Source organism: Sandaracinobacter sp. (genome assembly GCF_041909755.1).
GTDB lineage: Bacteria > Pseudomonadota > Alphaproteobacteria > Sphingomonadales > Sphingomonadaceae > Sandaracinobacteroides.
The window spans coordinates 1-26,008 of the sequence record NZ_JAYRCW010000013.1 but is presented as its reverse complement, the minus strand read 5'-3'; the positions used below and the strand labels follow the sequence as shown (position 1 = coordinate 26,008).

Genomic DNA, 26,008 nt, shown 5'->3' with positions numbered 1-26,008 from the left:
ACGCCCGCGCGGCTCCGGCCTGCGCGGGCATCCCCCCGTTTCCGATCATTTTCCGGGCGATGCCACAAGCCCCGGACGGGTTTCGCCCATGTGCGCAGGCGAACAGCAGATATTCTGTCAGCTGCCTTCGCAACGCCACAGTTTTCGCCTATGGGGGAGGCTTCCGCGCACCGGCCACTCGCGGCCGCGCGCCATTTTTCCGACGGACAGCCTCTTGAGTTTCCCCACCCTCCCCCTCCTCGCCGAGGCGCTTGCCGCCCGTGGTTACACCCAGCCCACCGCCGTTCAGGCCGCCGTGCTTGAACCCGGCACGGAAGGCCGTGACCTCATCGTCTCCGCGCAGACCGGCTCCGGGAAAACCGTCGCCTTCGGCCTCGCCATCGCCCCGCAACTCATCGACGAGGCGGGCAAGGCCCGCCACGCCTTCGCGCCGCTCGCCCTTGCCATTGCCCCCACGCGCGAACTCGCGCTCCAGGTCAGCCGGGAACTGGAATGGCTGTTCGCGGGCGCCCAGCTCCGCGTCGTCACCTGCGTCGGCGGGATGGACGCCGCGCGCGAACGCCGCGCACTCGCCGGCGGCGCGCATGTCGTGGTCGGCACGCCGGGCCGCCTGCGCGACCATCTCGAACGCGGCGCGCTCGATCTCGGCAGCCTCTCCGTCGCCATCCTCGATGAAGCGGATGAAATGCTCGACATGGGCTTCCGCGAGGATCTCGAGGAAATCCTCGACGCCACGCCCGAAGGCCGCCGCACGCTGCTGTTTTCCGCCACCATGCCGCGCCCGATCGTCGCGCTGGCAAAGCGCTACCAGCGCGACGCCCTCACCATCTCGACCGTGGGTGAAGACCGCGGCCATGGCGACATCAGCTACCAGGCCGTCACCGTCGCCCCATCCGACATCGAACATGCGGTCGTGAACCTGCTTCGCTACCACGAGGCTGAAACCGCGATCCTGTTCGCCGCCACGCGCGAAAATGTCCGCCGCCTGCACGCCAGCCTCAGCGAACGCGGCTTCGACGCCGTGATGCTGTCGGGCGAAAGCAGCCAGTCGGAACGCAACCAGGCGCTCCAGGCCCTGCGCGACCGGCGCGCCCGCGTCTGCGTCGCCACCGATGTCGCCGCGCGCGGCATCGATCTGCCCGGCCTCAGCCTCGTCATCCATGTGGAAATCCCGCGCGACGCCGAAACGCTGCAGCACCGCTCCGGCCGCACCGGCCGCGCCGGCTCGAAGGGCACCGCGATCCTGCTGGTGCCCTATCCCCGCCGCCGCCGGGTGGAAGGGCTGCTCCGCGACGCCCGCATCACCGCCGAATGGCGCCGCCCGCCCACGGCCGAGGAAATCCACGCCAGGGACCGCGCCCGCCTGCTCCAGGATCTGCTGCAACCGGTGGAGCCGGACGAGGGAGACGCCGCACTCGTGACCGAGCTGCTGGCCCAGCGCACCCCGGAACAGCTCGCCGCCCTGCTGCTGAAGGCGAGCCGCGCCAAACTGCCCGCCCCGGAAGACATGCTGGACGGCGACAAGCCCGAAGCCGCCCGCACGAAGGATCATCGCCCCGGCTTCGACGATGTCGTCTGGTTCCGCATGAACATCGGCCGCCGCCAGAACGCCGACCCGCGCTGGATCCTGCCGCTGCTCTGCCGGCGCGGCCACCTCACCCGATCCGAAGTGGGCGCGATCCGCATCCAGGCCGCCGAAACGCATTTCGCCATCCCGCGCGCCAGCGCTGCCCGGTTCGCCGCCGCCGTCCGCCGCACCGCGCAGGCCGGCGCCGATGATGAAGCCGGCGTGCTGTTCGAACAGATCGACCGGGGGGCCGCCCACACCCCTGCGCCCGCGAACGACGGCGCCCCGCCGGCGCGCAAGGTTCACGCCGCAAAGCCATGGAAGGACAAGCCCGGCAAGGGCGGCGGCCATGCAGGCGGCCATCCCGCAGGCCGCCCCGGCGCGGCGAAGCGCAAGGGCTGAACCCCGGCGCCCGTCGCGCGGCTCAGCCGGCCGGGCGCCGCTGTGCGGTCACGTCGCGCGCGCCCACCGGCTCGCCGCACTCGGAACAGGTAAGGACGCTGCGGAACGGATGCCCGCAGGCCTTGTGCAGGTGGCGCACGGGCGGCCCTTCCGCGCCGGCATACCATTCATCGCCCCAATGGATCAGCGCCAGCAGCGCCGGAAACAGCCCCAGGCCCTTCTCCGTCAGCCGATATTCCTGGCGAAGCGGACGCTCCTGATAGGCGCGCCGTTCCAGGATTCCGGCCGCCACCAGCCCCTCCAGCCGCTCGGTCAGCGATCGGCGGCTGATCTTCAGGCTGCGCTCGAAGTCCTCGAACCGCCGCACCTTCAGGAAGGCATCGCGCAGGATCAGCAGCGTCCAGCGATCCCCCACGGCAGACAGCGCGCGGGCCAGCGAACAATTCTCCGATCCCAGCTCAGTCCACTTCATCGCACCCATCCCGATTGACAGCGCCCCGACTCTGCCAATATCAGTTCCAAAAGTAAACTGACTTCGGGGAGACTCGGCCATGGCACCGCAACGCAGCGTCGCCGTCGTCGGCGCAGGCGATTTCATCGGCGCCGCCATCTGCCGCCGCTTCGCGGCCGAGGGGTTCCATGTCCATGGTGGCCGCCGCCAGGGCGAAAAGCTCGGCCCGCTCGCAGACGAGATCGCCGCGTCCGGCGGCCGCTTCACCGGCCACACGCTCGATGCCCGGAACGAGGATTCAGTCACGGCCTTCCTCAATGCCGCCAACGCTACGGCCCCGCTCGAAGCGGTGATTTTCAACATCGGCGCGAACGTCAATTTCCCGCTGCTCGAAACCACCGAACGGGTATTCCGCAAGGTGTGGGAAATGGCCTGTTACGCGGGCTTCCTCACCGGCCGCGAAGCCGCCCGCCACCTGATCGCGAACGGCGGCGGTTCCATCTTCTTCACCGGCGCCACCGCCTCCACCCGCGGCGGCAAGGGCTATGCGGCCTTCGCCTCGGCAAAGGCGGGCCTTCGGCTCCTCGCCCAGTCCATGGCGCGCGAACTGGGGCCGCAGAACATCCACGTCGCCCATCTGGTGATCGATGCCGGGGTCGATACGGATTTCGTCCGCCAGCGCTATGCCGAACGCGGCATCACCGAAATTCCCGAAGGCGCGCTGATGAACCCGGCCTCCATCGCGGAAACCTACTGGCAGCTGCACCGCCAGCCGCGCGACGCCTGGACCCACGAACTCGATCTGCGCCCCCATGGCGAAACCTGGTGAGGAGAAGCCCTGTGACCGTCACCTTCTGGTATGATTTCGGCAGTCCCAACGCCTGGTTCGCCCATCATGTGATTCCCGGCATCGAAGCGCGCACAGGCGCCCGCTTCACCTATGTGCCGGTGCTGCTGGGCGGCATCTTCAAGGCAACGGGAAATCAGGCGCCGTTCGCCGCCTTTTCCGGCGTCCCGGCGAAGCTCGCCTACATGAACCATGAAATGGCCCGCTTCATGCGCCGCCACGGCCTGCAACGCTTCACCATGAACCCGCATTTCCCGCTGAACACGCTCGCCCTGATGCGCGGCGCCGTCGCGGCAGACAGCCTCGGCCTTCTCGGTCCCTACAATGAAACGATGTTCCGCTTCATGTGGGAAACCCCGCGCAAGCTCGACGATCCCGCCATTCTGGCCGAAACGCTGGCCGAAGCCGGGCTGCCGGCCGAACAGCTTCTCGCCCTCTCGCAGGATTCCGCGATCAAGGATCGCCTCGTCGCCAACACCCAGGCCGCCGTGGAAGCCGGCGTGTTCGGCATCCCCAGCTTCCGCGTCGGCGACGAGCTCTTCTTCGGGAAGGACAGCCTCACCGATCTGGAAGCCGAACTGGCCGAACGGCGGGGCAGCGCCTAGGCCGGAAACTGGCAGCTCAGCACCCAGGCCACCCCCGGCCGGTCCAGCTCCACCGTTCCGCAGAAGCGCAGCACGTCGCGCCCGATCAGGATCCAGGGTTCGCGCCCGCGCCCCTTTTCCTTTTCCGCCGTCACCACGATGGCGTCCGGATCGTCCTCGCTGTCGCCCGTGATCCCGGCGGCTGCCCGCGCGTCCAGTTCCTGCGCCCGCGCCCTGGTGATCCGCACCACCGGATCATACAGCGGCAACCCCGCCAGCTGCGCGCCGGGCGCAGGCCGCAGCGCCTCCACCGGCACCGCAAAGGCGGGCACGGGGCTCCACAACCCCACCCGGCCCGTCCGCCGCGCCAGACCCTCCCGCTCCAGCAGCCCGGCGGCCCGCGCGTTCATCACCGATCGCTCGCTGGTGAAATCAAAGATCAGGCGCAGCGTCTCGCCGCCCAGCGCCAGCTTCACCTCCGCATCGCCCTTCCCCGCGCGCGCCAGCCGGTATGTCTGCCCGCCCGCCGGCGCCCGCAGGTTGCGGATGCGCACCCGCTCCGCGTCGAAGGCCAGCGCGGAAACAACCCCCTGCTGCGGGGCGGCCACCACATTCTTGTCGATCCAGATGGTGGGCAGCTTCTGCGCGCCCGTGCCGCCCACGTCGCCGGAAATGAAATTGCCCCGGATCACCGCCTCCCCGCCGGGGATCTGCGGATTCTTCACCTTGAACTTGCCGATCAGCGGAAAGGGCTTCAGCTTCAGCGCCTGCGCAGGCTGAAGGTTCAGCAGCAGCGCCTTGTCGAAGCCAAGGCTCACGCGCACATCCACCGCACCGCGCTTCAACTGCACGCTGGTCAGCGGAATCGGATCCGCCACCAGCTCCACCAGCGGAACGGGCTTCGCAGCCGCCGGCGCGGCTGCCATCATCAGGCAAAACAAAAGGGGCCGTGTCACCACGGCCCCTCTTATGGGATGAACCCGGCTGTTGGCCAGATCAGCGCTTCGGCGCGATGGCCAGCAGTTCCACGTCGAACACCAGCACGGCGTTCGGGGGGATCACGCCGCCCGCACCCTGCGCGCCATAGCCAAGCTCGGGCGGGATGGTGAAGCGGGCCTTGCCGCCCGGCCGCATCAGCTGCAGCCCCTCGGTCCAGCCGGGGATCACGTCGCCCACGCCGAACACCGCGGGCTGGCCGCGCTGATAGCTGGAATCGAACACGGTGCCGTCGGCCAGCCGGCCTTCGTAATGCACCAGAACGGTGTCGGTGGCGGTGGGGGTCGGGCCTTCGCCCGCCGCCAGCATCTCCACCTGCAGGCCGCTTGCCGTGGTCGTCACGCCGGGCTTCTCCGCATTGGTCTTCAGAAAGGCGCCTGCCTCGCGGGCGGGGGCGCGCTGGGCGGATGTCCCCGCCAGCGCCAGGCTCACCGCTCCGGTTGCCAGAACCAGCCCGGCGACGATCCACTTGCCAAGGCCGGGGCCCCGGGTGCCGCTGTCAGCCATCGATGGATGGGCTCAGCGCTGGCCGTCGCGCTCGGCGCGCTTGCGGTCCAGCTTGCGGGCGCGGCGGATGGCGGCGGCCTTTTCACGGGCGCGCTTTTCCGACGGCTTCTCGTAATGCCGGCGCAGCTTCATCTCGCGATACACGCCTTCACGCTGCAGCTTCTTCTTGAGCGCGCGCAGCGCCTGGTCGACATTGTTGTCGCGAACGATGATCTGCATAAAAGGATCGACACCTTCCAGAATGAATTCAGTCAGTTGAAGCCGGCCAACTCCATCTGCGGCGGCCCGAAAAGAATCGGGTTCGCCGCCGGTGGCCCCGGCGTCGCTGGCGCGCCCATAGCAAAGCGCCCCCCCAGCGGCAAGTCACCGCCTTTCGCATGCCCGCGAATCCCCCTAAGAACGGGCGCATGGACGCCCCCCTCGCCCCCGCCGACATGACGCTCGACGAGCTTCGGCCCGTCCTCGTCGAAGCCATGCTGCCCCATGTCCCGTTCGACGGCTGGGGCCGCGCCGCGCTGGAGGCCGCCGCCACCGACATCGGCATCCTGCCCGCCACCGCCCGCCTCGTCTTTCCCGGCGGCGCGGCGCAGATGGTCGAAGCCCATGTCGCCCTGGCAGACGCCCGGATGCGCGCCGCGCTCGACACGCCGGAATTCCGGGCGCTGAAGGTGCGCGAAAAGATCACCGCCGCCATCCGCACCAGGCTGGAACAGGCCGCCCCCCACAAGGAAGCCGCGCGCCGCGCCGCCAATATCCTGGCCCAGCCGCGAAACGCCCCGCTCGCCGCCCGCCTCTCCTGGCAGACGGCCGACAGCATCTGGCGCCTCGCGGGCGACACCGCCACCGATTTCAACCACTACAGCAAGCGCACGCTCGCCGCCGCCGTCTATTCCGCCACCCTCCTCTACTGGCTGGCCGACGACAGCGACGGCCACGAAGCCAGCTGGGCCTTCCTCGATCGCCGAATCGCCAATGTCATGCAGATCGAAAAGGCAAAGGCCCGGTTCCGCCGCGACGGCGGCGAGCGCCCCAGCCTCGTCCGCTTCCTCGGCCGCCTGCGCTATCCGGTCGAAGGCTGATTTCCGCTTCCCTTTGCCCCGCCCAGTTGATAACCGCTCGCAAGTGACCCATTCCACTCTCGAAGCGCTCCCCGCCGGGCGCATCGCCCGCGTCACGGGCCTCGCGCCCGCCGAACCGGGCCTTGTCACCCGCCTGCTGGAACTCGGGTTCGATGAAGGCGCCGGCGTGGAACTGCTGCACCAGGCCCCGCTGGGCGACCCCATCGCCGTGCGCGTGGATGGCTCCGTCGTGGCGCTCCGCCGGGCGCTCGCCCGCCTCATCCTCGTGGCAGACGCGCAATGAACGTCGAAACCCCCGTCGCCGCCCGCACCCGGCAGGCCCCGCTCGTCGCCGTCATCGGCCATCCCAACGCCGGAAAGACCAGCCTGTTCAACGCGCTGTCCGGCGCCCGCCAGAAGGTCGGCAACTATCCCGGCGTCACGGTGGAACGGAAGTCGGCCGAACTCCCCCTGCCGTCGGGCGCCCGGATCGAGCTGCTCGACCTGCCCGGCTGCTACAGCCTCGTCCCCCGCTCGCTCGACGAACAGGTCACGCGCGACACGCTGCTCGGCCTCCAGCCCGGCGAATCGCGCCCCGATGCGCTGCTCATCGTCACCGACGCCACCAATCTCGCCGCCCACCTGCGCTTCGCCCTCGATGCGCTGCGCCTCGGCATCCCCGCCGTCATGGCCCTCAACCGCATGGACATGGCCGCACGCGACGGCATCGCGATCGACAGTGCGGCGCTTGCAGCCCGGCTCGGCATCCCCGTCATCGAAACCGTCGCCGTGCGCAAACGCGGCCTCGCAGACCTGCTCGCCGCTCTCGAATCCCGCCTGAAACTGCCCGCCGCCGAACCGCTGCCCTTCACCCCGGCAGACACCCGCGCGCTGGGCCGCGAGGCGCGCACCGTCGCGCGGGCCGTCACCCTGTCCGAAGGCAGCGTCCGCCTCGCCAGCCGCAGGCTCGATGCCGTCCTGCTGCACCCGGTGGCCGGCCCGGTCATCCTTGCCGCCATCCTGTTCCTGATGTTCCAGGCCGTGTTCAGCTGGGCCGAAGCGCCGATGGGCTGGATCGAATCCGTCATCGCCTGGGCGCAGGGCCTCGTCGGAACGGCCCTGCCCGACAGCGTCTTCCGCTCCTTCCTGAACGACGGCATCCTGGCCGGCGTCGGCGCGGTCGTGGTGTTCCTGCCGCAGATCCTCATCCTGTTCGCCTTCATCCTCATCCTCGAAGGGTCGGGCTATATGGTGCGCGCCGCCTTCCTGATGGACCGGCTGATGGCCTCAGTCGGCCTTAACGGCGCGGCCTTCATCCCCCTCCTTTCCTCGTTCGCCTGCGCGATCCCCGGCATCATGGCCGCCCGCACCATCCCGGACGAAAAGGACCGCCTCACCACCATCCTCATCGCCCCGCTGATGACCTGCTCGGCCCGCCTGCCGGTCTATGCCGTCATCATCGCCGCCTTCATCCCAGCGCAATCCGTCTGGGGGCCCGTCGGCCTTCAGGGCCTGGTGCTCTTCATCCTCTATTTCGCCGGAATCGTCGGCGCGATGCTCGCCGCCCTCGTGCTGAAGCGCACCGTCACCAAGGGCCCTCCGCCCACGTTCCTGATGGAAATGCCAAGCTACCAGCTGCCCGCCTGGCGCGACATCCTCTATGGCCTGTGGATCCGCGCAGGCGCCTTCCTGAAGCGCGCCGGCACCATCATCATGGGCGTCACCATCGCGCTGTGGGCGCTCGCCAGCTTCCCGGCGCCGCCCGAAAACGCGGAACGCCCGGCCATCGAATACACGATCGCCGGCCGCATCGGCCATGTCATCGAGCCGCTGGTGCGCCCCATCGGCTTCAACCATGAAATCGCGATGACGCTGCTGCCCGCCATGGCCGCGCGCGAAGTGGCCGTCGCATCGCTCGCCACCATCTATGCGCTGGATGCCGACGAGGAGGACACCTCCAGCCTCGTCGAACGGCTCCAGGGCGGCTGGCCGCTGGCAACCGCGCTCGCCTTCCTCGCCTGGTTCGTCTTCGCGCCCCAGTGCCTCTCCACCCTCGCCGTGGTCCGTCGCGAAACCGGCGGCTGGAAATGGCCCCTGTTCATGTTCGCCTATCTCACCGCGCTCGCCTACATCGCAGCCGGCCTCACCTTCCACATCGCCAGCGCGCTTCTCTGACTTGACGGCGCCGCCGCATCGGCCAACCCTCCCCAACAGGGAGAAGATCGCCATGCGGACCGCCATTCTCGCGCTGCTGCTCGTCGCCGGCCCCGCCGAAGCCGGCATGCGCGCCCTCTATCACGCAGAGGCCGAGCCGAAGGCGCTGGAGATAGAGACCGGCGACAACGGCGACCTGCGCATCGGCAAGCCCGGCGATCCGGCCTACGGGCTCGAAGTCGGCGGCGTGTTCCACCTCGTCAGCCCCGGGCCGGATGGCAAGGTCCAGGTCGTGCGCGTGGACGATCTGGCGGCCGTCATCGGCAAGGCCCTGCCGCCGCTGTTCGCCCAGCTCTTCACCGAAGCGGCGCGCGCCCAGCCCTCACCGCCGCCCAGGATGCAGCGCACCGGCACGCGCACCGTCGCGGGCTTTCCAGGCGAAGTCTGGAAAATCACGCTGAGCGGCGACCCGCCGCAGGTGCAGGAAATGGTCTTTTCGCCGGATCCGGCGCTGAAACCCGTCGGCCGCGCGATCGGCCGCTTCATGGAATCGATGATGGTGATGGTCGCGCCGCTGATGGGCGAAATGGCGACCGGCATCGTCTCGGAAATGCGGAGCGTCCACGCGCTTGGCACGCCCCTCGAATCCGTCGGCCGCTTCCGCCTCGTGAAGGCAGAGGCCGCCACCATTCCCGCCGATCGGCTGATGCTGCCGGCGGCCCCGCTCTCCCGCGCGGAGATCGAGAAACTGGTGGCTGCCGGCACGCCGCCGGCGCGCTGATCAGTCCAGCATCCCCAGCAACAGGATTCCCATGAAATAGACGGTCAGCGTCACCAGCGCGAAACTGGAGACGACAATCGTGCGCCAGGCGGCCGAGAACCAGCCCAGCGCATAACCTTCCTTCAGTTGCGCGAACATGTGCAGCACCGGCACCACCAGCAGCAGGAACGCATAGACCTGTCGCGGCAGCTCGAACACGGCCGCCAGCAGCGTCGTCAGGATCACCAGCATCGACATGAAGCTGATCGAATAGAGCAGGAAGACGACATGGTCATAGGTCTTCACGTCGCGCTTCCAGGCAAACAGCAGGATCATCCACGGCAGCGACATCGGCACCAGCAGGAACGAAAGCTTGTAGCCCTTCTGCTTCATCTTGTAGAACATGAACTCCGGGTCGCTCAGCGCCCGACGCACCTTCGCGTTCAGATCCTCGCTGCCCACATCCAGTGTCAGGCCGCCGGTCCGCGCAGCTCCGCTGATCGCCCCCACCACATCGGCCGGGCTCGCCGCCGTGCCGCCGCCCTCCAGCCGCTGCTTCGCCGCCTTCGCCAGGCTCTGCGCCGTTTCCAGCCGCACCACTTCCTGCCGCAGCGCATCGCTGGCGGGATCGGCCGCCTGCTTCGCCCGCGCCTGCGCCAGATTGGCCTCCAGCCCGGTCAGTTCCTCGCCGATCGCCACCGCCGCCGCCTGCCGGTCCTTCCCCGACATCTGCAGGTCCGTCCCCTCCAGCGCGGGTGTCGGCAGGAAGCCGAACACCAGGAACATGGTGAAGATCGTCAGCAGGAACAGCGCGACCGGCGCGATATAGCGCGCCCGCCGGCCCATCACATAGTCGCGCGTCAGCTTGCCCGGGCGGACGGCCAACAGCGGCAGCGTGTGCCACAGCTTGCTGTCGAAATGCAGGATGCCATGCAGGAATTCCTCAATGGCATGGAACACCGATCGGTGGAGATGCGCCTTCTGCCCGCAAGCGCTGCAATAGGCCCCCGCCAGCGCCGCGCCGCAGTTGGCGCACGGCCCCCCATGCACGGAGTCGCGCGCCGCGGCAGGGTCGATCTCGCGCGCAGCGGCCGCCGCCGTCGCCAATGCCCCTGCTTCCTCGATCCCGCTGTCCATCACCGCCAACCCCGCTTGCGTGTCGCTTCCTGACTGGCCTATCGCAGGCACCAACTCAAGTCGGGAGACAGGCCCATGGCGGGCAGCGTGAACAAGGTGATTCTCGTCGGCAATCTCGGGGCCGACCCGGAAGTGAAAAGCTTTCCCAGCGGCGGCCGCATCGCGAACCTGCGCATCGCCACCTCCGAATCCTGGACGGACCGCGCCACGAACGAGCGCAAGGAGCGCACGGAGTGGCACTCGGTCGTTCTCGACAACGACAATCTCGTCCGCGTCGCCGAACAATATCTGCGCAAGGGCTCCAAGGTCTATGTCGAAGGGCAGCTCCGCACCCGCAAGTGGCAGGACCGCGACGGCAATGACCGCTACACCACCGAAGTCTATGTCGGCCGCTTCCGCGGCGAACTGACCCTGCTGGATGGCCGCCGCGAAGGCGGATCGGGCGGCGGCTATGGCGGCGGCGACGAATATGGCAGCCCTGCCCCCGCGCGCGGCCCCGCCCCGGGCGGCGCGTCTGGCGGTTATGGCAGCAAGCCAGGCGCGTCCTTCGATGACATGGACGATGACGTTCCCTTCTAGGATTGGATGACATGCAGATCGGCAGGCTGAACCACGTCGGGGTCGCGACCCCCTCCATCGAAGAGAGCGTGAAGCTCTACCGCGACTTTCTGGGCGCCACGAAGATCCACGACCCGTTCGACCTGCCCGAACAGGGCGTCCGGGTCTGCTTCGTGGACGTGCCGAACAGCCAGATCGAACTGATCGAGCCGCTGGGCGCGGACAGCCCCGTCCACGGCTTCCTCGCGAAAAACCCCAAGGGCGGCCAGCACCATGTCTGCTTCGAGGTGCCCGACATCCTCGCCGCGCGCGATGAACTGGTGGCGAAGGGCGCAACGGTGCTCCGCAACGGCGAACCCCGCATCGGCGCGCACGGCGTGCCGGTCATCTTCGTCCACCCGAAGGACATGGGCGGCGTGCTGATCGAACTGATGGCCGAACCCGGCCACCACTAGGCCGGGCCGCAAAGCCCCCCTCGGGCAGAGGGGGGCGCATGCCCTACCGGCCACCCCCGTCCAAATCACCGGGCACGTCCAGATCACCGGGCACATCCAGGTCGCGCAGCACGCCGGGGTCGTCCACGGCAACTTCCACCGCCCCCAGCGCATCCAGCACCCCGCGCGCGCCGCGATCCCCCTCCAGCGCCAGCAGCGCCGGCCAGGCCTCCCGTGCGAACCCGGCCGGATTGCCCCGCAGCCCGGCCTGAACCGGCACCACCGCCCGCGCACCCCCTGCCAGCGCCCCGGCCAGCGCCCGCAGGCTTCCGGCCTCAACGAAGGGCATGTCGCCCAGCACCACCAGCGCGGCATCCCAGCAGGCGGGCGCCGCGCGCAGCCCCGCCTTCAGGCTTTCCGCCAGCCCTTTCTCGAACCCTTCGGCCCGCACCTGCGGCCCATCACCCGCCACGGCCCGCACGGCATCCTGATGCCCGCCCGTCACCAGCAGCAGCGGCAGTCCCGCCGCCTGCACCGTCGCCAAGGTCCGCGCCAGCATTGGCACGCCATCCACGGGCATCGCCAGCTTGGCCGCCCCCATCCGGCGGCTCAGCCCCGCCGCCAGCACGATCGCACCGACCATCAGTGGGGCGTTCAGCGGGGCCTTCGGCGGGGGCGTCACCCGCCCCAGCCCCATGGCACCGCCCGGCCGCCCCCGTCCAGCAATCCGCCCACGCCCATCGCCGCGATGCGCCCGGCCGATATGTCCAGGCCCGCGGCCCACAACTCCAGCACAAGGTCCAGCCCGTTGCGTTTCGGGCTTCTGGCGCAGCCGGGCAGCCCCAGCACCAGCGCGCCCCCCAGCCGCCCCAGCACCAGCAGGTTGCCGGGGTCCACCGGCATCCCCACGCGCAGCACCTCGCCGCCCGCCGCCCGGATCGCCGCCGGGATCACGTCACGCGCATCGGATGTCGCGGTCGCGCCCGCCACCAGCAGCAGGTCGGCGCCCGCCGCCCTCAGTGCCGCCGCAAGCGGCGCAACAGCGTGCGCAGGCTCCGGCCCGGCCAGCATCCCCACGCCCAGCCGCGCAAGCCGTCCGGCGGTCACCTCCGCCGTTTTCGCCAGCAGCTTCACACCCGTGTCCGGCAGCCGCGTCTGCACCAGCACCGCGCGCAGGCCCGGCCGCCAGCCCGCCACCCGGATCGGCCCGGCCGCCGCGCGAACCGCCGCCATCGCATCTGCCGACACGGCATAGGGCATCACCTTCACCGTGCCGACGATGTCTCCGGCCGTCACGGGGCTCAGCGGCGGCAGCGTCGAAATCCCCACCGCCTCGCTCGCGGCATTGGCCGCCGAAACCTCCTCCGGCGCATAGGTCAGCAGGCCGCCCGTCGCGGCGTGCAGGTTCACCCGCCCATGCACCGGCGGGCGCGCCACCACGCCCGGCCCGGCCAGCAGCGCCCCGATCCCGGCCGCAGCCTCCGCTTCCGGCACGTCGCCCGGCTCCAGCCGCGCCACCCACAGCCGCGCCACCCCGTCCGCCCGTGCCGCCGCCAGCAGCGCGGCGTCCACGGACGCCCCCTTGGCGAACCGCCGCCCGCCCAGCGTCACCCCATGCGCCAGCATCGCGCCGTCCGCCTCAGCCAGCGGCAGCTCGCCAAAGATCAATCCCGCCGCCTCCAGGCCGCCACCATCTGGGCCGCCACGCTCAGCGCGATCTCGGCCGGGTTCGCCGCCCCGATGTCCAGCCCGGCAGGCCCGTGGATTCGCGCCAGCTGCCCCGCCTCAAAGCCCATGGCCCCCAGCCGCTCCAGCCGGGCCGCGTGCGATTTCCGGCTGCCCAGCGCCGCGATGTAATAGGCCTCTGATCGCAGCGCCGCCGCCAGCGCCACATCGTCCAGCTTCGGGTCGTGCGTCAGCGCCACGATCGCGCTTGCCCCGTCCGGCTTCCAGTCCGCCAGCGCCTCGTCGGGCCAGCGCCCGTCCACCTCGAACCCGGCAAAGCGCGGGCCCGCGGCAAAGGCGCCGCGCGGGTCCACGATCAGCACCCGGTGCCCCAGCGAAGCCGCCATCGGCGCCAGCGCCTGCGAAATATGCACCGCCCCCACCAGCATCAGCCGCAGCGGCGGATCGATCCTCAGCGTCCAGTCGCCGCCCTCACCCTCCGCCGCGCGCCCGTCCGCAAATCCGAACCGAACCGAAACCGCCTCGCCGCCCGCCCGCGCGGCCGCGATCCGCGCCAGCAGCGCCGGGGGGAAGCCGCTGTCGTCCACCGCCTGCACGAAGATGGAAATCTCGCCGCCACAGGCCAGCCCCACTTCCCAGGCGGTCTCGTTCGCGACCCCGAACGTCAGAAGCTCGCCGCCGCCCGTCGCGATCCGCGCCAGCGCCGCCTCGATCACCGCGCCTTCCACGCAGCCGCCTGAAACGCTGCCCTCGAACAGCCCGTCGTCGCGCACCAGCAGCATGGCGCCCGGCCGTCGCGGGGCAGACCCCCAGGCCTTCACCACCGTCGCCAGCGCAAGGCCGTGCCCGGCCGCGCGCCAGTCGGCCGCCTTCGCCAGCAGCAGGCCCGTCTCGTCCATCACATCAACAGCATCGCCGTCACGGCCAGCACCAGCAGCACCAGCCCGCCGATCCACATCCAGGCGGGAAGCCCGCGCGCCGGCGAGGTCACTTCGGCAACCGCCGCCTCCACGGCAGCCGCCCGCACATCCTCCGGCAAAGGCACGGGCTCCGGCGCCGCCTCCTGCTCCACCTCCGCCTTGAAGGCGGCGAAGAAATTCTCGGCATAGCTTTTCGCCGTGCCCTCGATCAGCCGCGTGCCCAGCTGCGCCAGCTTTCCGCCCACTTGCGATTTCGCATCATATGTCAGCCGCGTAGCACCCTGTCCGGCGTCGCTCAGCACCACTTCCGCCGATCCCTTCGCAAAGCCGGCCACTCCGCCCTTGCCCTCGCCCGAGATCACATAGCGGTTCGGCGGGTCCAGCTCGCTCAGTTCAACCGCGCCGCTGAACTTCGCCTTCACCGGCCCCACCTTCGCGTTCAGCACCCCGGCAAACCGGTTCGGCCCATCGGCCTCCAGCGATTCCACGCCCTCGATGCAGCGCGCCAGCACCGCCGGATCGTTCAGCGCCGCCCACACCTTTTCCCGTCCGGCATTGATGAGCGTTTCACCTTGCAGATGCATCAGCGATGAACTTTCATTACAGAACTGAAAGAAAGCCAAGCTTGCACAGGGCCATTGCTGTGTTAGCCTGTCCCCGGTCGCAGGGAAAGTTGGCTGATGCCGGGCACGCGCTTGGGTCGCACGGCGCCAAACGGCCGACATGGTAGGGGACATGGGTTTGGGTAACGGGCTTGCGGACAGCGGAGGGGCTGTCGAGCCCCTGGACCGTACAGCCGGCGAGGATCCGATCGAGACCGTCTCCGGCAGGGTCAAATGGTTCGACCTGGTCAAGGGTTATGGCTTCATCGTCCCGGACGATGGCGGCGGGGACATCCTGATCCATTACAATCTGTTGGGGCCTCTCGGCCGGAAATCCCTGCCGGAAGGCGCGGCGGTCACCGTCACCGCGCGCAAGGGCCCGCGCGGGCGGCAGGCCGCCTCCATCGTCGAGCTGGATCTCAGCAAGGCGACCGGCCCCGATCCTGACAGACAGGCCGAGCGCAGCTCGAACCGCGTCGAACCGCTCGACTTTCTGGACCTCGCCGGTCCATATGAACCGGTCGAGGTCCGCTGGTTCAACCGGTCCAAGGGCTATGGCTTCCTGTTGAGGGATGATGGTGTCACCCAGGTTTTCGTCCACATGGAAACGGTCCGCCGGGCCGGCTTCGAAGGTCTCACCCCCGGCCAGCAGCTGCGCGCCCGCATCCACGACGGCCCGCGCGGCGCGCTCGCCGTCCAGCTTGCGCCGCTGGGCTAGCGCCCTCGCGATCCTCGCCCTCGCCGGCGCGGCCCCCGCCGCCCCGGCGCTGGCGCGCGAAACAATGCCGGCAGCGGGCAAGCCGCAGACAGGCCTGCGGGTCATCCCGCTCAGCATCGAAACCTCGGGCGGCAAGCGCCACGCCTACAAGGTCGAGGTCGCCGCCACCCCGGCACAGCAGGCCCATGGCATGATGTTCCGCACGAAGATGCCGCCCGGCACCGGCATGCTCTTCCCGCACGATCCGCCGTCGCCCGCCAGCTTCTGGATGGAAAACACGCTGATCCCGCTCGATCTGCTGTTCATCGGCACCGATGGCCGCATCCGCAACATCGCGGCCAACGCCGTCCCGAAGTCGCGCGCCCCGCTGTCGTCCGTCGGCCCCGTCATCGCCGTCCTCGAACTCCCGGGCGGAGAGGCGGAGCGCATCGGCGCAAAGCCCGGCGACAAGGTCCAGTGGCCGCGCTGAGCGCAGCGGCAATCTTGCGCCCGCCACCCCTCAGCGGCTAGGGGCGGTTGCATGGGCTTCAATCTCTTCACCTGGTGGACGGGCCAGACCTTCGGCACCTGGCTGCAGACGCTGCGCGCGCAGGAAGTCGGCAAGGACGCCGACGGAAACACCTATTATCAGGGCGGCGGCCGCCGCTGGGTACTTTACGCGACGGACAATGATTCCAGCCGCGTCCCGCCCGAATGGCACCTCTGGCTGCACCACACCCGCGCGGAGGCCCCCAGCCAGCAACCGCTGCCGGTGAAGGCCTGGGAAAAGCCCTGGCGCCCCAACCCCACCGGCTCGGCGCAGGCCGAAATGCCGATCGGCGCGCTGACGGCGGGCAAGGCCCGCGCGGCGTCGCCCGCGGACTACCGCGCCTGGACCCCGGGCGAGCAAGGCTGACCGCATGCCCCAGATCCTGAAGGACCATCTGGTAGAGGCGCTCACCGGCCTCGCCGTGATCGCCGTTGCTGCCTGGTTCCTCGCCTTCGCGCTCGATCGCACCGGCAGCACCGGAACCAGCAGCTACGAACTGGCCGCCCGCTTTCCCAATGCCGCCGGCATTTCCGTCGGCTCCGATGTGCGCGTCTCCGGCATGAAGGTCGGCAGCGTCACCGCCCAACGGCTCGATCCCGCCACCTACCAGGCCGTCGTCACCCTCTCGGTGGACAGCGCCGTGAAGCTTCCGCTCGACAGTTCCGCCGCCATCACGTCGGAAGGCCTGCTCGGCGGCAGCTTCATCGCCCTCGTGCCGGGCGGCGATCCCGACATGCTCGCCGCCGGCGACGAAATCACCGACACGCAGGGCGCAACGGATCTGATGGGCCTCATCGGCTCCGTCATCAACCGCAGCGGCGCCGAAGAACCCGCAAAGGCGGAGCCCGCCGGCGCAGCCGAATGACGGCCCGCCCCATCGCTCCGCTCGCGGCGCTGCTGCTGTCGGCCCCGCTTCTGGCCCAGGCCTCCGCGGATGCACCGGCCCAACAGACGGCCCCGAAGCCGGCAGCGCCCGCCCCAAAGGCCGCGCCCGCCCCCCGGCAGGCAACCATCGCAACACCCGCGCCCCGGCGCGTCACACCCCCCGCCGAACGCACCGCCGTCATCGGCGTGCTGGACAAGCGCCTTGGCACCACGGCCGAATTCACCCTGAAGCCGGGCGAACGCTTCAGCTTCGGCCGCATCTCCGGCATCCTGCGCGGCTGCGAGAAGACGCAGCCCTTCGAACGGCCGCAGTCCGGCGCCTTCGTTCAGGTGGTCGAACGTCCGCTCACGCTCCAGGGCCAGTCGCAGGCCCCGCTGAAAACCGTGTTTTCCGGCTGGCTGTTCGCGGAATCGCCCTCGCTCAATCCCTTCGTGCACCCGGTCTATGATGTCTGGCTCAAAAGCTGCACGATGCGCTTCCCCGATGGCCCCCGGCCCGCCGGCAGCGCGGGCGGCACCTCGGCAAGGCCGCGCCCGGCCCGCGCCCCGGCCACCGCGCCAGAGGCAGCCGCCCCGGCCGCTCCTGCCGCCACCGCACCCCAGCCTGCCGCGCCGCCGGCCACCACGCCGGAATCCTGATCGATCCGCGCCCAGTCCGCGGTCTGCAGCACGGCCCGGTCCAGCATCGCCATATAGGCTCCGCGCCGCACCTCATGCCCGCCGAACCGCGCCAGGTGCGCGGTCAGGAACTGCGTGTCCAGCAACAGGAACCCGCCCAGCCGCAGCCGCGCAACAAGGTGCGCAAGCGCCGCCTTGCTGGCGTCGGTCGCCCGGCTGAACATGCTCTCCCCGAAAAAGGCAGCCCCGATCCGCACACCATAAAGGCCGCCCACCAGCCGCCCGTCCTTGTCCCATGTCTCGATGCTGTGCGCATGGCCCTCGGCGTGCAGCCGCGAATAGGCATCCACGATCGTCGGGTTGATCCAGCTCTGCGCCCGCCCCGGCGCCTCCTCGGCACAGGCCCGGATCACCGCACCGAAGGCAAGGTCATGGCTGTGCAGGAACCGCTCCTGCTTCAGCGTCCGGGCAAGCGATCGCGGCAGGTGGAATCCGTCGATCGGCAGCACGCCGCGCCGGCGCGGCTCCACCCAGAACACGTCCGCCGCCTCGCGCGTGTCGGCCATCGGGAACAGCCCGGCCGAATAGGCCCGGATCAGCAGCGCCGTTTCCAGCCGCTGCGCGCCGCCCGCGGCAGGTCGTTCGGTCAGCCCGCCCATATCGCCGGCTTCAGCCCCCGCCAGGGGCGCGCCCGTTCGATGGCATAGGCCAGTTCCAGCAGCCGCCGCTCTCCGCCGGGCGGCGCGGTGAACTGCATCCCGATCGGCAGCCCCGTGGCCGACATGCCCAGCGGCAGCGCGATCGCAGGCGCCCCGGCCGCATTCTCGATCGGCGTATAGGCCACATAGGCCAGCACCCGTTCCAGCAGCGTTTCAAAGGGCAGGGTCGGCGCCAGCCAGCCGATTTCCGGCGGCGGCGCGCCCAGCACCGGGGTCATCAGCACATCAAAGGAATCGAACTGGCCCAGATAGGCGCTGACAGCCGCTTCCAGCCCCGCCACCGCCGCGCCGACATCGGCCTTCCTCAGCTTCGCGCCGCGTTCTGCGAAGGCAAAGGTCGCGGGCTCCAGGTCGTCGCCGCCGGGCGCCCGCTTCAGCCAGGCCTCCACCCCCTGAACGGACTGCGCCGCGCCAAGGCTCCAGATCTTCAGGAAGGCGTCGATCGCGCCCGGCGCGTCATAGGGAATCGGCGCATCCACCGGCTTGTGCCCCAGCCGCTTCAGCAGATCGGTCGCCGATTCGAACACCGCGCGGACATCGGCATGCGGCTCCCCCGCATGGCCCACGCCGCGCAGGCCGATCCGCAGCGGCCGCCGCACCGGCCCCGTCACCAGCCCGACGGGCGCATGCGGGCCGCTGCGCGATTCCATCGCCGCCAGCCAGGCGGCCGTGTCGCGCACGCTGCGGCTCACGCAGCCGTTCACGCCCACGGCCGTCACGCCCTTGTCGGCTTCCTCGCCCGACATGCGCCCCCGCGACGGCTTCAGCCCCACCAGCCCATTGCAGCTGGCCGGAATGCGGATCGATCCGCCCCCGTCAGAGGCATGGGCAAAGGGCACCACGCCCGCCGCCACCAGCGCCCCGGCCCCGCCGGAAGACCCGCCGCTGCTGTGCGCGGGGTTCCAGGGGTTGCGGGTCGGCCCGCCCAGCAGCGGCTCCGTCGTGGGCAGCAGCCCGAACTCCGGCGTGGTGCTGCGCCCCAGGGAAATCAGGCCCGATGCCGCGATCGCCGCAGCCGCCCCGTCGTCCGCCGCGCCGGTGCGCCCGGCATAGGCCCGCGCGCCCTCGGTAAAGGCGCGCGCCTTCTCCTCGGCCAGGTCCTTGGTAAAGGTGGGAAGGCCGGCAACCGGCCCGGTCCGCTTCGCCGCCGCCTGCGCGCGCGCAGCGTCGGCATAGGGAAAGCGGCAGGCGTTCAACCGGCCGTTCACGGCCTCCAGCCGCGCCAGCGCCGCATTCACCAGCGCCGCCGATGTCACCCGCCCATGCTTCAGCGCCAGCGCCAGCTGTGCGGCGTCCGCGCCCGCGTCCGCTCCATCGGCGGCCGCCGCCTCCAGCCGTGCGCCCCCTGCCAGCGCGGCCAGCGCCGCCATTTCCAGAAATTGTCTGCGTTCCAGCACGCCCCGCTCCCCAACGGCCTCTCCCCATGCTGGAATCGGCGGCGGCCTTTGTCAAAGCCCCAGCTGCATGCCCGTCAGGCGCCCTTGCCCCGTTCAGCCCTGCTTCAACGGCCGCCCGGCATCCCCCGGCTTGCAAGCCCGGCCACCAGTTCCCACTCTGGTGGCACGAAATCCGGGGAAGGAACTGCTTTTGCGCATGAAGATCCGCTCGATCGCCCTCATCACGGCCGGCCTCGCCGGGGGGGTCGCGCTCGCGCTTTCGGTCAACAACTGGACGGGATCAGGCGATCTTGCCGCGCAGGAGGCCGCCGGCCTCGCGCGGGCGGCGGGCGGCGAAGCGGATCGGGTGGTGCCCCAGTCCGCCGCGCAGGTGAACCTGTCCTTCGCTCCCGTCGCGCGGCAGGTGCAGCCTGCCGTCGTCAACATCTTCACCGCCCGCGTGGTGCGGCAGCGGCAGCAGATGGGCGGCTTCTTTTCCATGTTCGAAAGCCAGCCGCGCGTCGAAAATGCGCTGGGATCGGGCGTGATCGTCGATGCAGCCGGCCTCGTCATCACCAACAACCATGTGGTGCAGGGCGCGGATCAGATCCTCGTCGCGCTGGCGGACCGGCGGGAATATCCGGCAAAGCTGCTGTTCGCGGAACCGCGCCTCGATCTCGCGCTGCTCAAGATCGAGCCTCAGGGCGCCACCCTCCCGGTCGCCCGCCTCGGCGATTCGGATCGCGCGCAGGTCGGCGATCTCGTCCTCGCCGTCGGCAACCCGTTCGGCGTGGGGCAGACGGTCACGCAGGGGATCGTCTCCGCCACGGCCCGCACCGGCATCGGCGTGTCGGATGCGCAATTCTTCATCCAGACGGATGCCGCCATCAACCAGGGCAATTCGGGCGGCGCGCTGGCCGCCATGAACGGCGAGGTGATCGGCATCAACTCGGTCATCCTGTCCGGCGGACGCGACGGCGGCAGCATCGGCCTCGGCTTCGCCATCCCCTCCAACATGGTGAAGACCTTCCTGCGCGGCGCCAGCAGCGGCCGCTTCGTCACCGCCTGGATCGGGGTGGAGGGCGAAGCGCTGACCAGTGATTCGGCGGCGAAGGCCGGGCTGGACCGGCCCACCGGCATGCTCGTCACCGGCGTCTCGCCCGGCTCCCCGGCCGAAGCCGCAGGGCTTCGCCCCGGCGACATCGTCTATGCGGTGGATGGCAAGGACGTGATCGACCCGTCCACGCTGCGCTATCAGGTCGCCACCCAGCCGGTGGGCGACGCCGTCACGCTCACCGTCCTGCGCGGCGGGTCGGCAAGGAATCTGCAACTGAAGCTGGTCGCCCCGCCGGAAACCCCGGCGCGCCAGCTCACGCAGATGCCGGGCGGCAGCATCCTCGCCGGCGTGTCCATCGCCAACCTGTCGCCGGCGCTGGCGCAGGAACTGGGCGCGGGCCTGCCCGAACGGGGGGTGGTCGTGGTGCAGGTGCCGCCGCAGGCGCCCGCCGCCCGCACCGGTTTTCCCCGGCCCGGCGACATCGTGGAAAGCGTGAACGGCACCCGCGTCGCCAGCGTGGCGGATGTCAGGCAGGCCGTCACCACCAATCCCGGCCGCACCCTCTTCGGTCTGAACCGGGGCGGCCAGCGGGTGGAATGCCTGTTCCAGGCGCCGGCCAGCTTCGGCTGCCGCGCGGCCTGATCCCCTGAACGGCCGAAGGGGGCCTGCGCCCAGGCGCCGGCCCCCCTCCCAAAGCCCGGCGCCCGGTCAGGCGGGCCGGCTGGAGTCGAAGCGGATCTTCGGCGGGCCGATGCGGGCCAGGTTGCGGGCGCGGGCCTCGGCTTCGGCAGGATTGCCACGGACCATCTCGGAAATCTTCTGCAGCAGTTTCATGGTTGGACTCCTCGTTTCTTCTTGTTGTTCTTGTCGAGAGGATTGGGCCTTCAGGCCGGCAGCAGACCCGTGGCGGGCAGGTTCGACGCGCGCTCGCCCATCTTTTCACCGATGCCATTGCCCATGCCCAGGCCGAACATGCCGGCCAGCGACACGCTGATCACCCAGAAGTGGGGCGACACCAGGGTTTCAGAAGTAAAGCCAGACAGGACGGCGATGCCGAAGGAAGTCACAACCACCGAGGTGGCGAGTGCGGCAGAGAATTTTGCGACCTTCATCATTGTTTTTCTCCCGGTATTCTTATGTGCCCTCTTGGGGGCTCCGAGTGTTTTCGTTGGCATCATATTGCGCATTAACCTTGCCCGACGCAACGGCGTCATTGTGAAGGAATGCAACGATTAACGGCGCCGAAGCGGCGCCGTTTAGTCGATCCAAAATTTCAGTTAAATTATTCGAATTCAAGGATAATTGCATCAACCGCCAGGCTGTCGCCCGGCTTGGCGTGCAATTTGGAAACCGTCGCCGGCTTCTCGGCGCGAAGGATGTTCTCCATCTTCATCGCCTCCACAACGGCCAGCGCCTGGCCCGCTTCCACCTTGTCGCCCTCGGCCACGGAAACCGAAACCACAAGGCCCGGCATCGGGCACAGCAGGAACCGCGACAGGTCCGGCGCGACCTTCGGCAACATATGTCCCTGAAGTTCGGCGGATCGCGGCGTCAGCAGCCGCATCCGGTGCTGCCGGCCCCGGTGGGTCAGCCGGAAGCCCGTGCCCTGCCGGTCCACCTGGACGGATACCGGCTGCCCGTTCACCCGCGCCTCGACCACCCCGAACGGCGGAATCCGGCCCTGGATTTCCACGGCCTGCAAAACGCCATCGACCGTCACATTGGTTCCGGCGACCGTCACGCGATGCTGTTCGCCGTCCAGCTCGACCACCCATTCGGCCCCGGCATCGCCGTCGCCGCCCAGCCGGCCATCCACATGCGCCGCGCGGTTCGCAGCCGCCCGGCCCACGACGGCTGCAACCGCCAGAAGGCCCGGCAGGTTGGCCGGATCGGTCGCCGCGCCGTGGAATCCGTCGGGATATTCCTCCGCGATGAAGGCGGTCGTCACCTTTTCGCCCGCGCGGAAGCGCGGATGCTGCATCAGCGCCGACAGGAAATCCGCATTGTGGCTGATCCCGCGCACATAATAGCGATCCAGCGCCGCAATCTGCAGGTCGGCCGCTTCCAGCCGGGTCGGCGCGTGGGTGATCAGCTTGGCGATCATCGGATCATAGAACATCGAGATTTCGCTGCCCTCGATGACGCCGGTATCCACCCGCACGCCGTTCCCGGCGGCCGGCTCCCGATAGTCCGACAAGCGGCCGATGGAGGGCAGGAATCCGCGATAGGGATCCTCGGCATAGAAACGGGTTTCGATGCTGTGACCGTTGATGCCGATGTCCGACTGGCCGAAGCCCAGCTTTTCCCCGGCCGCCACGCGGATCATCTGCTCGACGAGGTCGAGGCCCGTGATCGCTTCGGTCACGGGATGTTCCACCTGAAGCCGGGTGTTCATTTCCAGGAAATAGAAGCCGCGATCGGCGCCCGCGATGAATTCAACGGTGCCGGCGGAATAATAGCCCACCTTCTTCGCCAGCTCCACGGCCTGCTCGCCCATGGCCTTGCGCATCTCGGGCGTGACGAAGGGGGACGGCGCCTCCTCCACCACCTTCTGGTGGCGGCGCTGGATCGAACAGTCCCGCTCGTTCAGGTAAACGACATTGCCATGCTTGTCGCCCAGCAGCTGGATCTCGATGTGGCGCGGTTCGGTGATGAACTTCTCGATGAAGATCCGGTCGTCGCCGAAGCTGGACAGGCCTTCCCGCTTTACCGCATCGAAGCCCTCGCGCACGTCGGCCTCGGAAAAGGCCAGCCGCATGCCCTTGCCGCCGCCACCGGCGGACGCCTTCATCATCACCGGATAGCCGATGCCGTTGGCGATCTCGACGGCATGGGCCGTGTCCGCGATCTCGCCCACGAAGCCGGGCACCACGTTCACGCCGGCGGCCTTCGCCAGCTTCTTCGATTCGATCTTGTCGCCCATGGCGGCGATGGCGGATGCCGGCGGGCCGATGAAGGCGATGTTCGCTTCGTCCAGCGCCCTGGCGAACCATTCCCGTTCCGAAAGGAAGCCATAGCCGGGGTGAACGGCCTGCGCGCCCGTCGCCTTGCAGGCCTCGATGATCTTCTCGCCCAGCAGATAGGATTGCGCGGCGGGCGGCGGGCCCAGGTGGATCGCCTCGTCGGCCATCTCCACATGCACGGCGGCGGCGTCTGCGTCGGAATAGACCGCCACGGTCCGGATCCCCAGCTTCCGCGCGGTGCGGATCACCCGGCAGGCGATCTCGCCCCGGTTGGCGATCAGGATCTTGTCGAACAGCTTGGCCAAGGCCCACCCTTCCCTGCGTTGGCGCACGTGCCTGTGCGCGAGGCGGTCAAAGACGAGCAGCCGCCACCCGTCAAGCCACGCGCACCTATGCATTCCGCAAGCGCGGCTACAGCCTGATCAGGCGTGACCCATCTCTGGCGAGAGCAGCCGGGTGTCGATCCCGGCAGCGCGGAAGCCTTCCGTCCAGCGGCTGCCGCAGCGGTTTTCCCAGATCAGCCCGACGGTCGCCGGGGTGGGGAACCAGCCGTTCAGCGACAATTCCATTTCCAGCTGCCCGGCGGACCAGCCCGCATAGCCCAGCGCCGCGACCCATTTGCGCGGGCCCTTCCCTTCGGCAATCGCGGCCAGCACATCGCGCGATCCGGTCAGCGCCCAGCGGTCGGCCACATGGCGGGTATCCTGGCCGCCCCAGTCCGGCGAATGCAGCACGAAACCGCGCTGCGGATCGACGGGCCCGCCCATCAGAACCGGCACATCGGGTGTATCGCCGGGTTCGATCTCCAGCTGGCGCATCAGTTCGGGAACGGTCAGGTCGGGCAGCGGCTCGTGCAGGCAGATGCCCATGGCACCGCCCGGATCATGCGCGCACATGGCAACGACGCTCCGCTCGAATCGCGGATCGCCGATGCCCGGCATGGCCAGCAGGAACTGGCCCGGCAGATAGGGCGCCTCGGTCATTCCGCGTTTCTACGCCCGCCAGCCTGTCATGAACAGGCGCTAGACGTGGTGAACCTGCGGCATTAACGCCGATTTCCCGATACCGCGAAGGAGGACATTCCCATGACGATCAAGGTCGGCGACGCCGTGCCGCAAGCCACGCTCACGAAGATGACCGAAAATGGGCCGGAGGCGGTCGATACGGCCGCGCTGTTCGCGGGCCGCACGGTCGCCCTGTTCGCGGTGCCCGGCGCCTTCACCCCCACCTGCTCGGCCAAGCATCTGCCGGGCTTCATCGAAAAGGCCGGCGAGATCGGCGGCAAGGGCGTGGACGAAATCGTCTGCATTTCCGTCAACGATCCGTTCGTGATGGGTGCCTGGGGCAAATCCGCCGGGGCCGATGGCAAGATCAGCATGCTGGCCGACGGAAACGGCGATTTCGCCAAGGCCCTTGGCCTGACGATGGACGCTTCCCGCTTCGGCATGGGCCTGCGTTCGCAGCGCTTCTCCATGCTGGTGAAGGACGGCAAGGTCGCCGAACTGAACGTCGAGGAACCGGGCGCGTTCAAGGTTTCCTCCGCCGATCACCTGCTGTCCCAGCTGTAAGGGCGCGCGGCATGGATTTCGAATATTTCGATGGCGGCCAGCGCTGCCTGGGCGTGCTGGAGCTGCCCGATCCCGCGAAATTCCCCGGCCCGCGCCCCGGTGTCGTCGCCGTGCACGAGGCCTGGGGGCTTGGCGCCCAGGTGCAGCGCCGGGCAAAGATGCTGGCCGAACTGGGCTATGTGGCGCTGGCCGCCGACATCTTCGGGGATCGGCTGATCCCGGCCGACCCGCCGGAGGCGTTCAGGATCATCGGCGACTTCGCCGCCGACACAACGGCCCTGCGCGCCCGCGCCGGGGCGGCGGTGACGGCGCTGAAGGGGCATCCGGCCTGCAACGGGCAGGTGGCGGCGATCGGCTATTGCTTCGGCGGCCGCACCGTTCTGGAACTGGCGCGCGCGGGGAACCCCGATGTGCTGGGCGTGGTGAGCTTCCACGGCGCGCTGGACAGCGTGACCCCGGCGGAAAAGGGCAAGGTCAAGGCCAGGATCCTGGTGTGCCACGGGGCCGAGGACGAGCTGGTCCCGCACGAGCATCTGACCGCCTTCCTGACCGAAATGGCGAATGCCGAGGCGGACTGCCAGACCATCGCCTATACCGGCGCGAAGCACAGCTTCACCAATCCGGAGGCGAAGGGCCAGCTGATGGCCACCATCATCTATGAAGCCCGCACCGACGCCCGGTCGTGGGCGGCGATGCAGACCCATCTGGCCGAGGTGTTCGGCTGACCCTGCTGCCACCTGTTGCCGCGTGGAACAGCCGATAACCAGATCGGTTGTTCCACGTGGAACATTTCCCTACACTGCAATATCAATGATTTGGTACCATATCCTGTTGGATTTGTAGGGAAATATCCAACAGACGGCGATGTCAGTTGCCCACCCGTGTCCAGGTTTCGCTGCGGCAGCCGGTGTT

31 protein-coding genes and 1 pseudogene are annotated in these 26,008 nt (G+C 69.4%); 17 read left to right on the top strand and 15 right to left on the bottom strand.

The genetic code is table 11. The annotated features are described in order from the left end of the window. The first annotated feature begins 214 nt into the window (after positions 1-214). Complete coding sequence (locus ACE3O8_RS03560; protein ID WP_374386847.1) at positions 215-1,969, top strand: DEAD/DEAH box helicase; 1,755 nt, start codon at positions 215-217, stop codon at positions 1,967-1,969. A 22-nt stretch (positions 1,970-1,991) separates the two neighbouring features. Here the strand turns inward: ACE3O8_RS03560 and ACE3O8_RS03555 are convergent, their stop codons facing one another. Continuing rightward, positions 1,992-2,441, bottom strand: a complete 450-nt coding sequence (locus ACE3O8_RS03555; protein WP_374386845.1) for a winged helix-turn-helix transcriptional regulator — start codon at positions 2,439-2,441, stop codon at positions 1,992-1,994. Positions 2,442-2,520: 79 nt separating this feature from the next. On the opposite strand from ACE3O8_RS03555, the gene ACE3O8_RS03550 reads away from it, so the two are divergent. After that, positions 2,521-3,249: an SDR family NAD(P)-dependent oxidoreductase gene (locus ACE3O8_RS03550; RefSeq protein ID WP_374386843.1), complete on the top strand. Its 729-nt coding sequence runs from the start codon at positions 2,521-2,523 to the stop codon at positions 3,247-3,249. Positions 3,250-3,260: 11 nt separating this feature from the next. Continuing rightward, positions 3,261-3,872 carry a 2-hydroxychromene-2-carboxylate isomerase gene (locus ACE3O8_RS03545; protein WP_374386841.1) on the top strand — a complete coding sequence of 204 codons (612 nt, stop codon included), beginning with the start codon at positions 3,261-3,263 and terminating at the stop codon, positions 3,870-3,872. Here ACE3O8_RS03545 and ACE3O8_RS03540 read toward each other — a convergent pair. From ACE3O8_RS03540 to rpsU, 3 genes are read right to left on the bottom strand one after another with little or no spacing between them, the layout of a single operon-like run. Beyond that, on the bottom strand, positions 3,869-4,807 hold the full coding sequence (locus tag ACE3O8_RS03540) for a hypothetical protein (RefSeq protein ID WP_374386839.1): 939 nt from the start codon (positions 4,805-4,807) through the stop codon (positions 3,869-3,871). The genes ACE3O8_RS03545 and ACE3O8_RS03540 overlap by 4 nt on opposite strands. A 40-nt stretch (positions 4,808-4,847) precedes the next feature. Beyond that, positions 4,848-5,354 carry an FKBP-type peptidyl-prolyl cis-trans isomerase gene (locus ACE3O8_RS03535; RefSeq protein WP_374386837.1) on the bottom strand — a complete coding sequence of 169 codons (507 nt, stop codon included), beginning with the start codon at positions 5,352-5,354 and terminating at the stop codon, positions 4,848-4,850. 12 nt (positions 5,355-5,366) lie between these two features. Beyond that, positions 5,367-5,573 carry a 30S ribosomal protein S21 gene (gene rpsU / locus ACE3O8_RS03530; RefSeq protein WP_140926436.1) on the bottom strand — a complete coding sequence of 69 codons (207 nt, stop codon included), beginning with the start codon at positions 5,571-5,573 and terminating at the stop codon, positions 5,367-5,369. Between the two features lie 188 nt (positions 5,574-5,761). Here rpsU and ACE3O8_RS03525 point away from each other — a divergent pair, with 188 nt between their 5' ends. Genes ACE3O8_RS03525 through ACE3O8_RS03510 form a run of 4 tightly spaced genes read left to right on the top strand, consistent with a single transcriptional unit; the run spans position 5,762 to position 9,347 of the window. Next, positions 5,762-6,433 (top strand): COQ9 family protein, encoded by a 672-nt coding sequence (locus ACE3O8_RS03525; RefSeq protein WP_374386835.1) that lies wholly within the window; start codon positions 5,762-5,764, stop codon positions 6,431-6,433. A gap of 43 nt (positions 6,434-6,476) precedes the next feature. Next, positions 6,477-6,716 carry a ferrous iron transport protein A gene (locus ACE3O8_RS03520; protein ID WP_374386832.1) on the top strand — a complete coding sequence of 80 codons (240 nt, stop codon included), beginning with the start codon at positions 6,477-6,479 and terminating at the stop codon, positions 6,714-6,716. Then, positions 6,713-8,587, top strand: a complete 1,875-nt coding sequence (locus ACE3O8_RS03515; RefSeq protein WP_374386830.1) for a ferrous iron transporter B — start codon at positions 6,713-6,715, stop codon at positions 8,585-8,587. The genes ACE3O8_RS03520 and ACE3O8_RS03515 overlap by 4 nt, the downstream gene beginning before the upstream one ends. Before the next feature lie 52 nt (positions 8,588-8,639). Further along, on the top strand, positions 8,640-9,347 hold the full coding sequence (locus ACE3O8_RS03510) for a hypothetical protein (RefSeq protein ID WP_374386828.1): 708 nt from the start codon (positions 8,640-8,642) through the stop codon (positions 9,345-9,347). Here the strand turns inward: ACE3O8_RS03510 and ACE3O8_RS03505 are convergent, their stop codons facing one another. Next, a complete protein-coding gene (locus ACE3O8_RS03505) occupies positions 9,348-10,463 on the bottom strand; it encodes a DUF3667 domain-containing protein (protein ID WP_374386826.1) in 1,116 nt (371 codons plus the stop codon). Positions 10,464-10,538: 75 nt separating this feature from the next. On the opposite strand from ACE3O8_RS03505, the gene ssb reads away from it, so the two are divergent. After that, on the top strand, positions 10,539-11,042 hold the full coding sequence (gene ssb / locus ACE3O8_RS03500) for a single-stranded DNA-binding protein (protein ID WP_374386824.1): 504 nt from the start codon (positions 10,539-10,541) through the stop codon (positions 11,040-11,042). 11 nt (positions 11,043-11,053) lie between these two features. Continuing rightward, a complete protein-coding gene (gene mce / locus ACE3O8_RS03495; protein WP_374386822.1) occupies positions 11,054-11,476 on the top strand; it encodes a methylmalonyl-CoA epimerase in 423 nt (140 codons plus the stop codon). Between the two features lie 43 nt (positions 11,477-11,519). Here mce and ACE3O8_RS03490 read toward each other — a convergent pair whose 3' ends face one another. The 4 genes from ACE3O8_RS03490 to ACE3O8_RS03475 are packed head-to-tail and all read right to left on the bottom strand — an operon-like array spanning position 11,520 to position 14,645. Further along, complete coding sequence (locus ACE3O8_RS03490; RefSeq protein ID WP_374386819.1) at positions 11,520-12,152, bottom strand: NTP transferase domain-containing protein; 633 nt, start codon at positions 12,150-12,152, stop codon at positions 11,520-11,522. Beyond that, positions 12,134-13,123, bottom strand: a complete 990-nt coding sequence (locus tag ACE3O8_RS03485; protein ID WP_374386817.1) for a molybdopterin biosynthesis enzyme — start codon at positions 13,121-13,123, stop codon at positions 12,134-12,136. Before ACE3O8_RS03485 ends, ACE3O8_RS03490 begins: the two co-directional genes overlap by 19 nt. Continuing rightward, positions 13,120-14,040, bottom strand: coding sequence for an XdhC family protein (locus tag ACE3O8_RS03480; protein WP_374386815.1), 921 nt, complete (start codon positions 14,038-14,040; stop codon positions 13,120-13,122). Before ACE3O8_RS03480 ends, ACE3O8_RS03485 begins: the two co-directional genes overlap by 4 nt. Further along, positions 14,040-14,645, bottom strand: a complete 606-nt coding sequence (locus ACE3O8_RS03475) for a CoxG family protein (RefSeq protein WP_374386813.1) — start codon at positions 14,643-14,645, stop codon at positions 14,040-14,042. The genes ACE3O8_RS03480 and ACE3O8_RS03475 overlap by 1 nt, the downstream gene beginning before the upstream one ends. 151 nt (positions 14,646-14,796) lie before the next feature. Between ACE3O8_RS03475 and ACE3O8_RS03470 the strand changes: the two genes are divergently transcribed. The 5 genes and pseudogenes from ACE3O8_RS03470 to ACE3O8_RS03450 all read left to right on the top strand — a co-directional run. Continuing rightward, the gene (locus ACE3O8_RS03470; protein WP_374386811.1) at positions 14,797-15,381 is read left to right on the top strand and encodes a cold-shock protein; all 585 of its coding nucleotides are present in this window, start codon (positions 14,797-14,799) and stop codon (positions 15,379-15,381) included. After that, entirely contained in the window at positions 15,365-15,850 is a 486-nt protein-coding gene (locus ACE3O8_RS03465; RefSeq protein ID WP_374386808.1) for a DUF192 domain-containing protein, read from the top strand. Before ACE3O8_RS03470 ends, ACE3O8_RS03465 begins: the two co-directional genes overlap by 17 nt. 51 nt (positions 15,851-15,901) lie before the next feature. Then, on the top strand, positions 15,902-16,276 hold the full coding sequence (locus ACE3O8_RS03460) for an NADH-ubiquinone oxidoreductase subunit NDUFA12 family protein (protein ID WP_374386806.1): 375 nt from the start codon (positions 15,902-15,904) through the stop codon (positions 16,274-16,276). A gap of 4 nt (positions 16,277-16,280) precedes the next feature. After that, positions 16,281-16,775, top strand: a complete 495-nt coding sequence (gene mlaD / locus ACE3O8_RS03455) for an outer membrane lipid asymmetry maintenance protein MlaD (RefSeq protein WP_374386804.1) — start codon at positions 16,281-16,283, stop codon at positions 16,773-16,775. After that, positions 16,772-17,203: pseudogene (locus tag ACE3O8_RS03450) on the top strand (DUF2155 domain-containing protein); the annotation flags it as partial. The gene mlaD and the pseudogene ACE3O8_RS03450, both read left to right, overlap by 4 nt. Before the next feature lie 35 nt (positions 17,204-17,238). Here ACE3O8_RS03450 and aat read toward each other — a convergent pair. Next, entirely contained in the window at positions 17,239-18,072 is an 834-nt protein-coding gene (gene aat / locus ACE3O8_RS03445) for a leucyl/phenylalanyl-tRNA--protein transferase (RefSeq protein ID WP_374386802.1), read from the bottom strand. After that, positions 18,060-19,529: an amidase gene (locus ACE3O8_RS03440; RefSeq protein WP_374386800.1), complete on the bottom strand. Its 1,470-nt coding sequence runs from the start codon at positions 19,527-19,529 to the stop codon at positions 18,060-18,062. Before ACE3O8_RS03440 ends, aat begins: the two co-directional genes overlap by 13 nt. 196 nt (positions 19,530-19,725) lie before the next feature. Between ACE3O8_RS03440 and ACE3O8_RS03435 the strand changes: the two genes are divergently transcribed. Next, a complete protein-coding gene (locus ACE3O8_RS03435) occupies positions 19,726-21,207 on the top strand; it encodes a Do family serine endopeptidase (RefSeq protein WP_374386798.1) in 1,482 nt (493 codons plus the stop codon). Positions 21,208-21,273: 66 nt separating this feature from the next. Here ACE3O8_RS03435 and ACE3O8_RS03430 read toward each other — a convergent pair whose 3' ends face one another. From ACE3O8_RS03430 to ACE3O8_RS03415, 4 genes are all read right to left on the bottom strand, one after another. Then, positions 21,274-21,399, bottom strand: a complete 126-nt coding sequence (locus ACE3O8_RS03430) for a hypothetical protein (protein WP_374386796.1) — start codon at positions 21,397-21,399, stop codon at positions 21,274-21,276. A gap of 50 nt (positions 21,400-21,449) precedes the next feature. After that, positions 21,450-21,680, bottom strand: a complete 231-nt coding sequence (locus ACE3O8_RS03425; RefSeq protein ID WP_374386794.1) for a hypothetical protein — start codon at positions 21,678-21,680, stop codon at positions 21,450-21,452. A 167-nt stretch (positions 21,681-21,847) separates the two neighbouring features. Continuing rightward, positions 21,848-23,824, bottom strand: coding sequence for an acetyl-CoA carboxylase biotin carboxylase subunit (locus tag ACE3O8_RS03420; RefSeq protein WP_374386873.1), 1,977 nt, complete (start codon positions 23,822-23,824; stop codon positions 21,848-21,850). A gap of 126 nt (positions 23,825-23,950) precedes the next feature. Continuing rightward, entirely contained in the window at positions 23,951-24,511 is a 561-nt protein-coding gene (locus ACE3O8_RS03415; protein ID WP_374386792.1) for a YqgE/AlgH family protein, read from the bottom strand. 102 nt (positions 24,512-24,613) lie between these two features. On the opposite strand from ACE3O8_RS03415, the gene ACE3O8_RS03410 reads away from it, so the two are divergent. Beyond that, complete coding sequence (locus ACE3O8_RS03410) at positions 24,614-25,096, top strand: peroxiredoxin (protein ID WP_374386790.1); 483 nt, start codon at positions 24,614-24,616, stop codon at positions 25,094-25,096. 11 nt (positions 25,097-25,107) lie between these two features. Further along, positions 25,108-25,821, top strand: a complete 714-nt coding sequence (locus ACE3O8_RS03405; RefSeq protein ID WP_374386788.1) for a dienelactone hydrolase family protein — start codon at positions 25,108-25,110, stop codon at positions 25,819-25,821. Positions 25,822-26,008 lie beyond the last annotated feature (187 nt).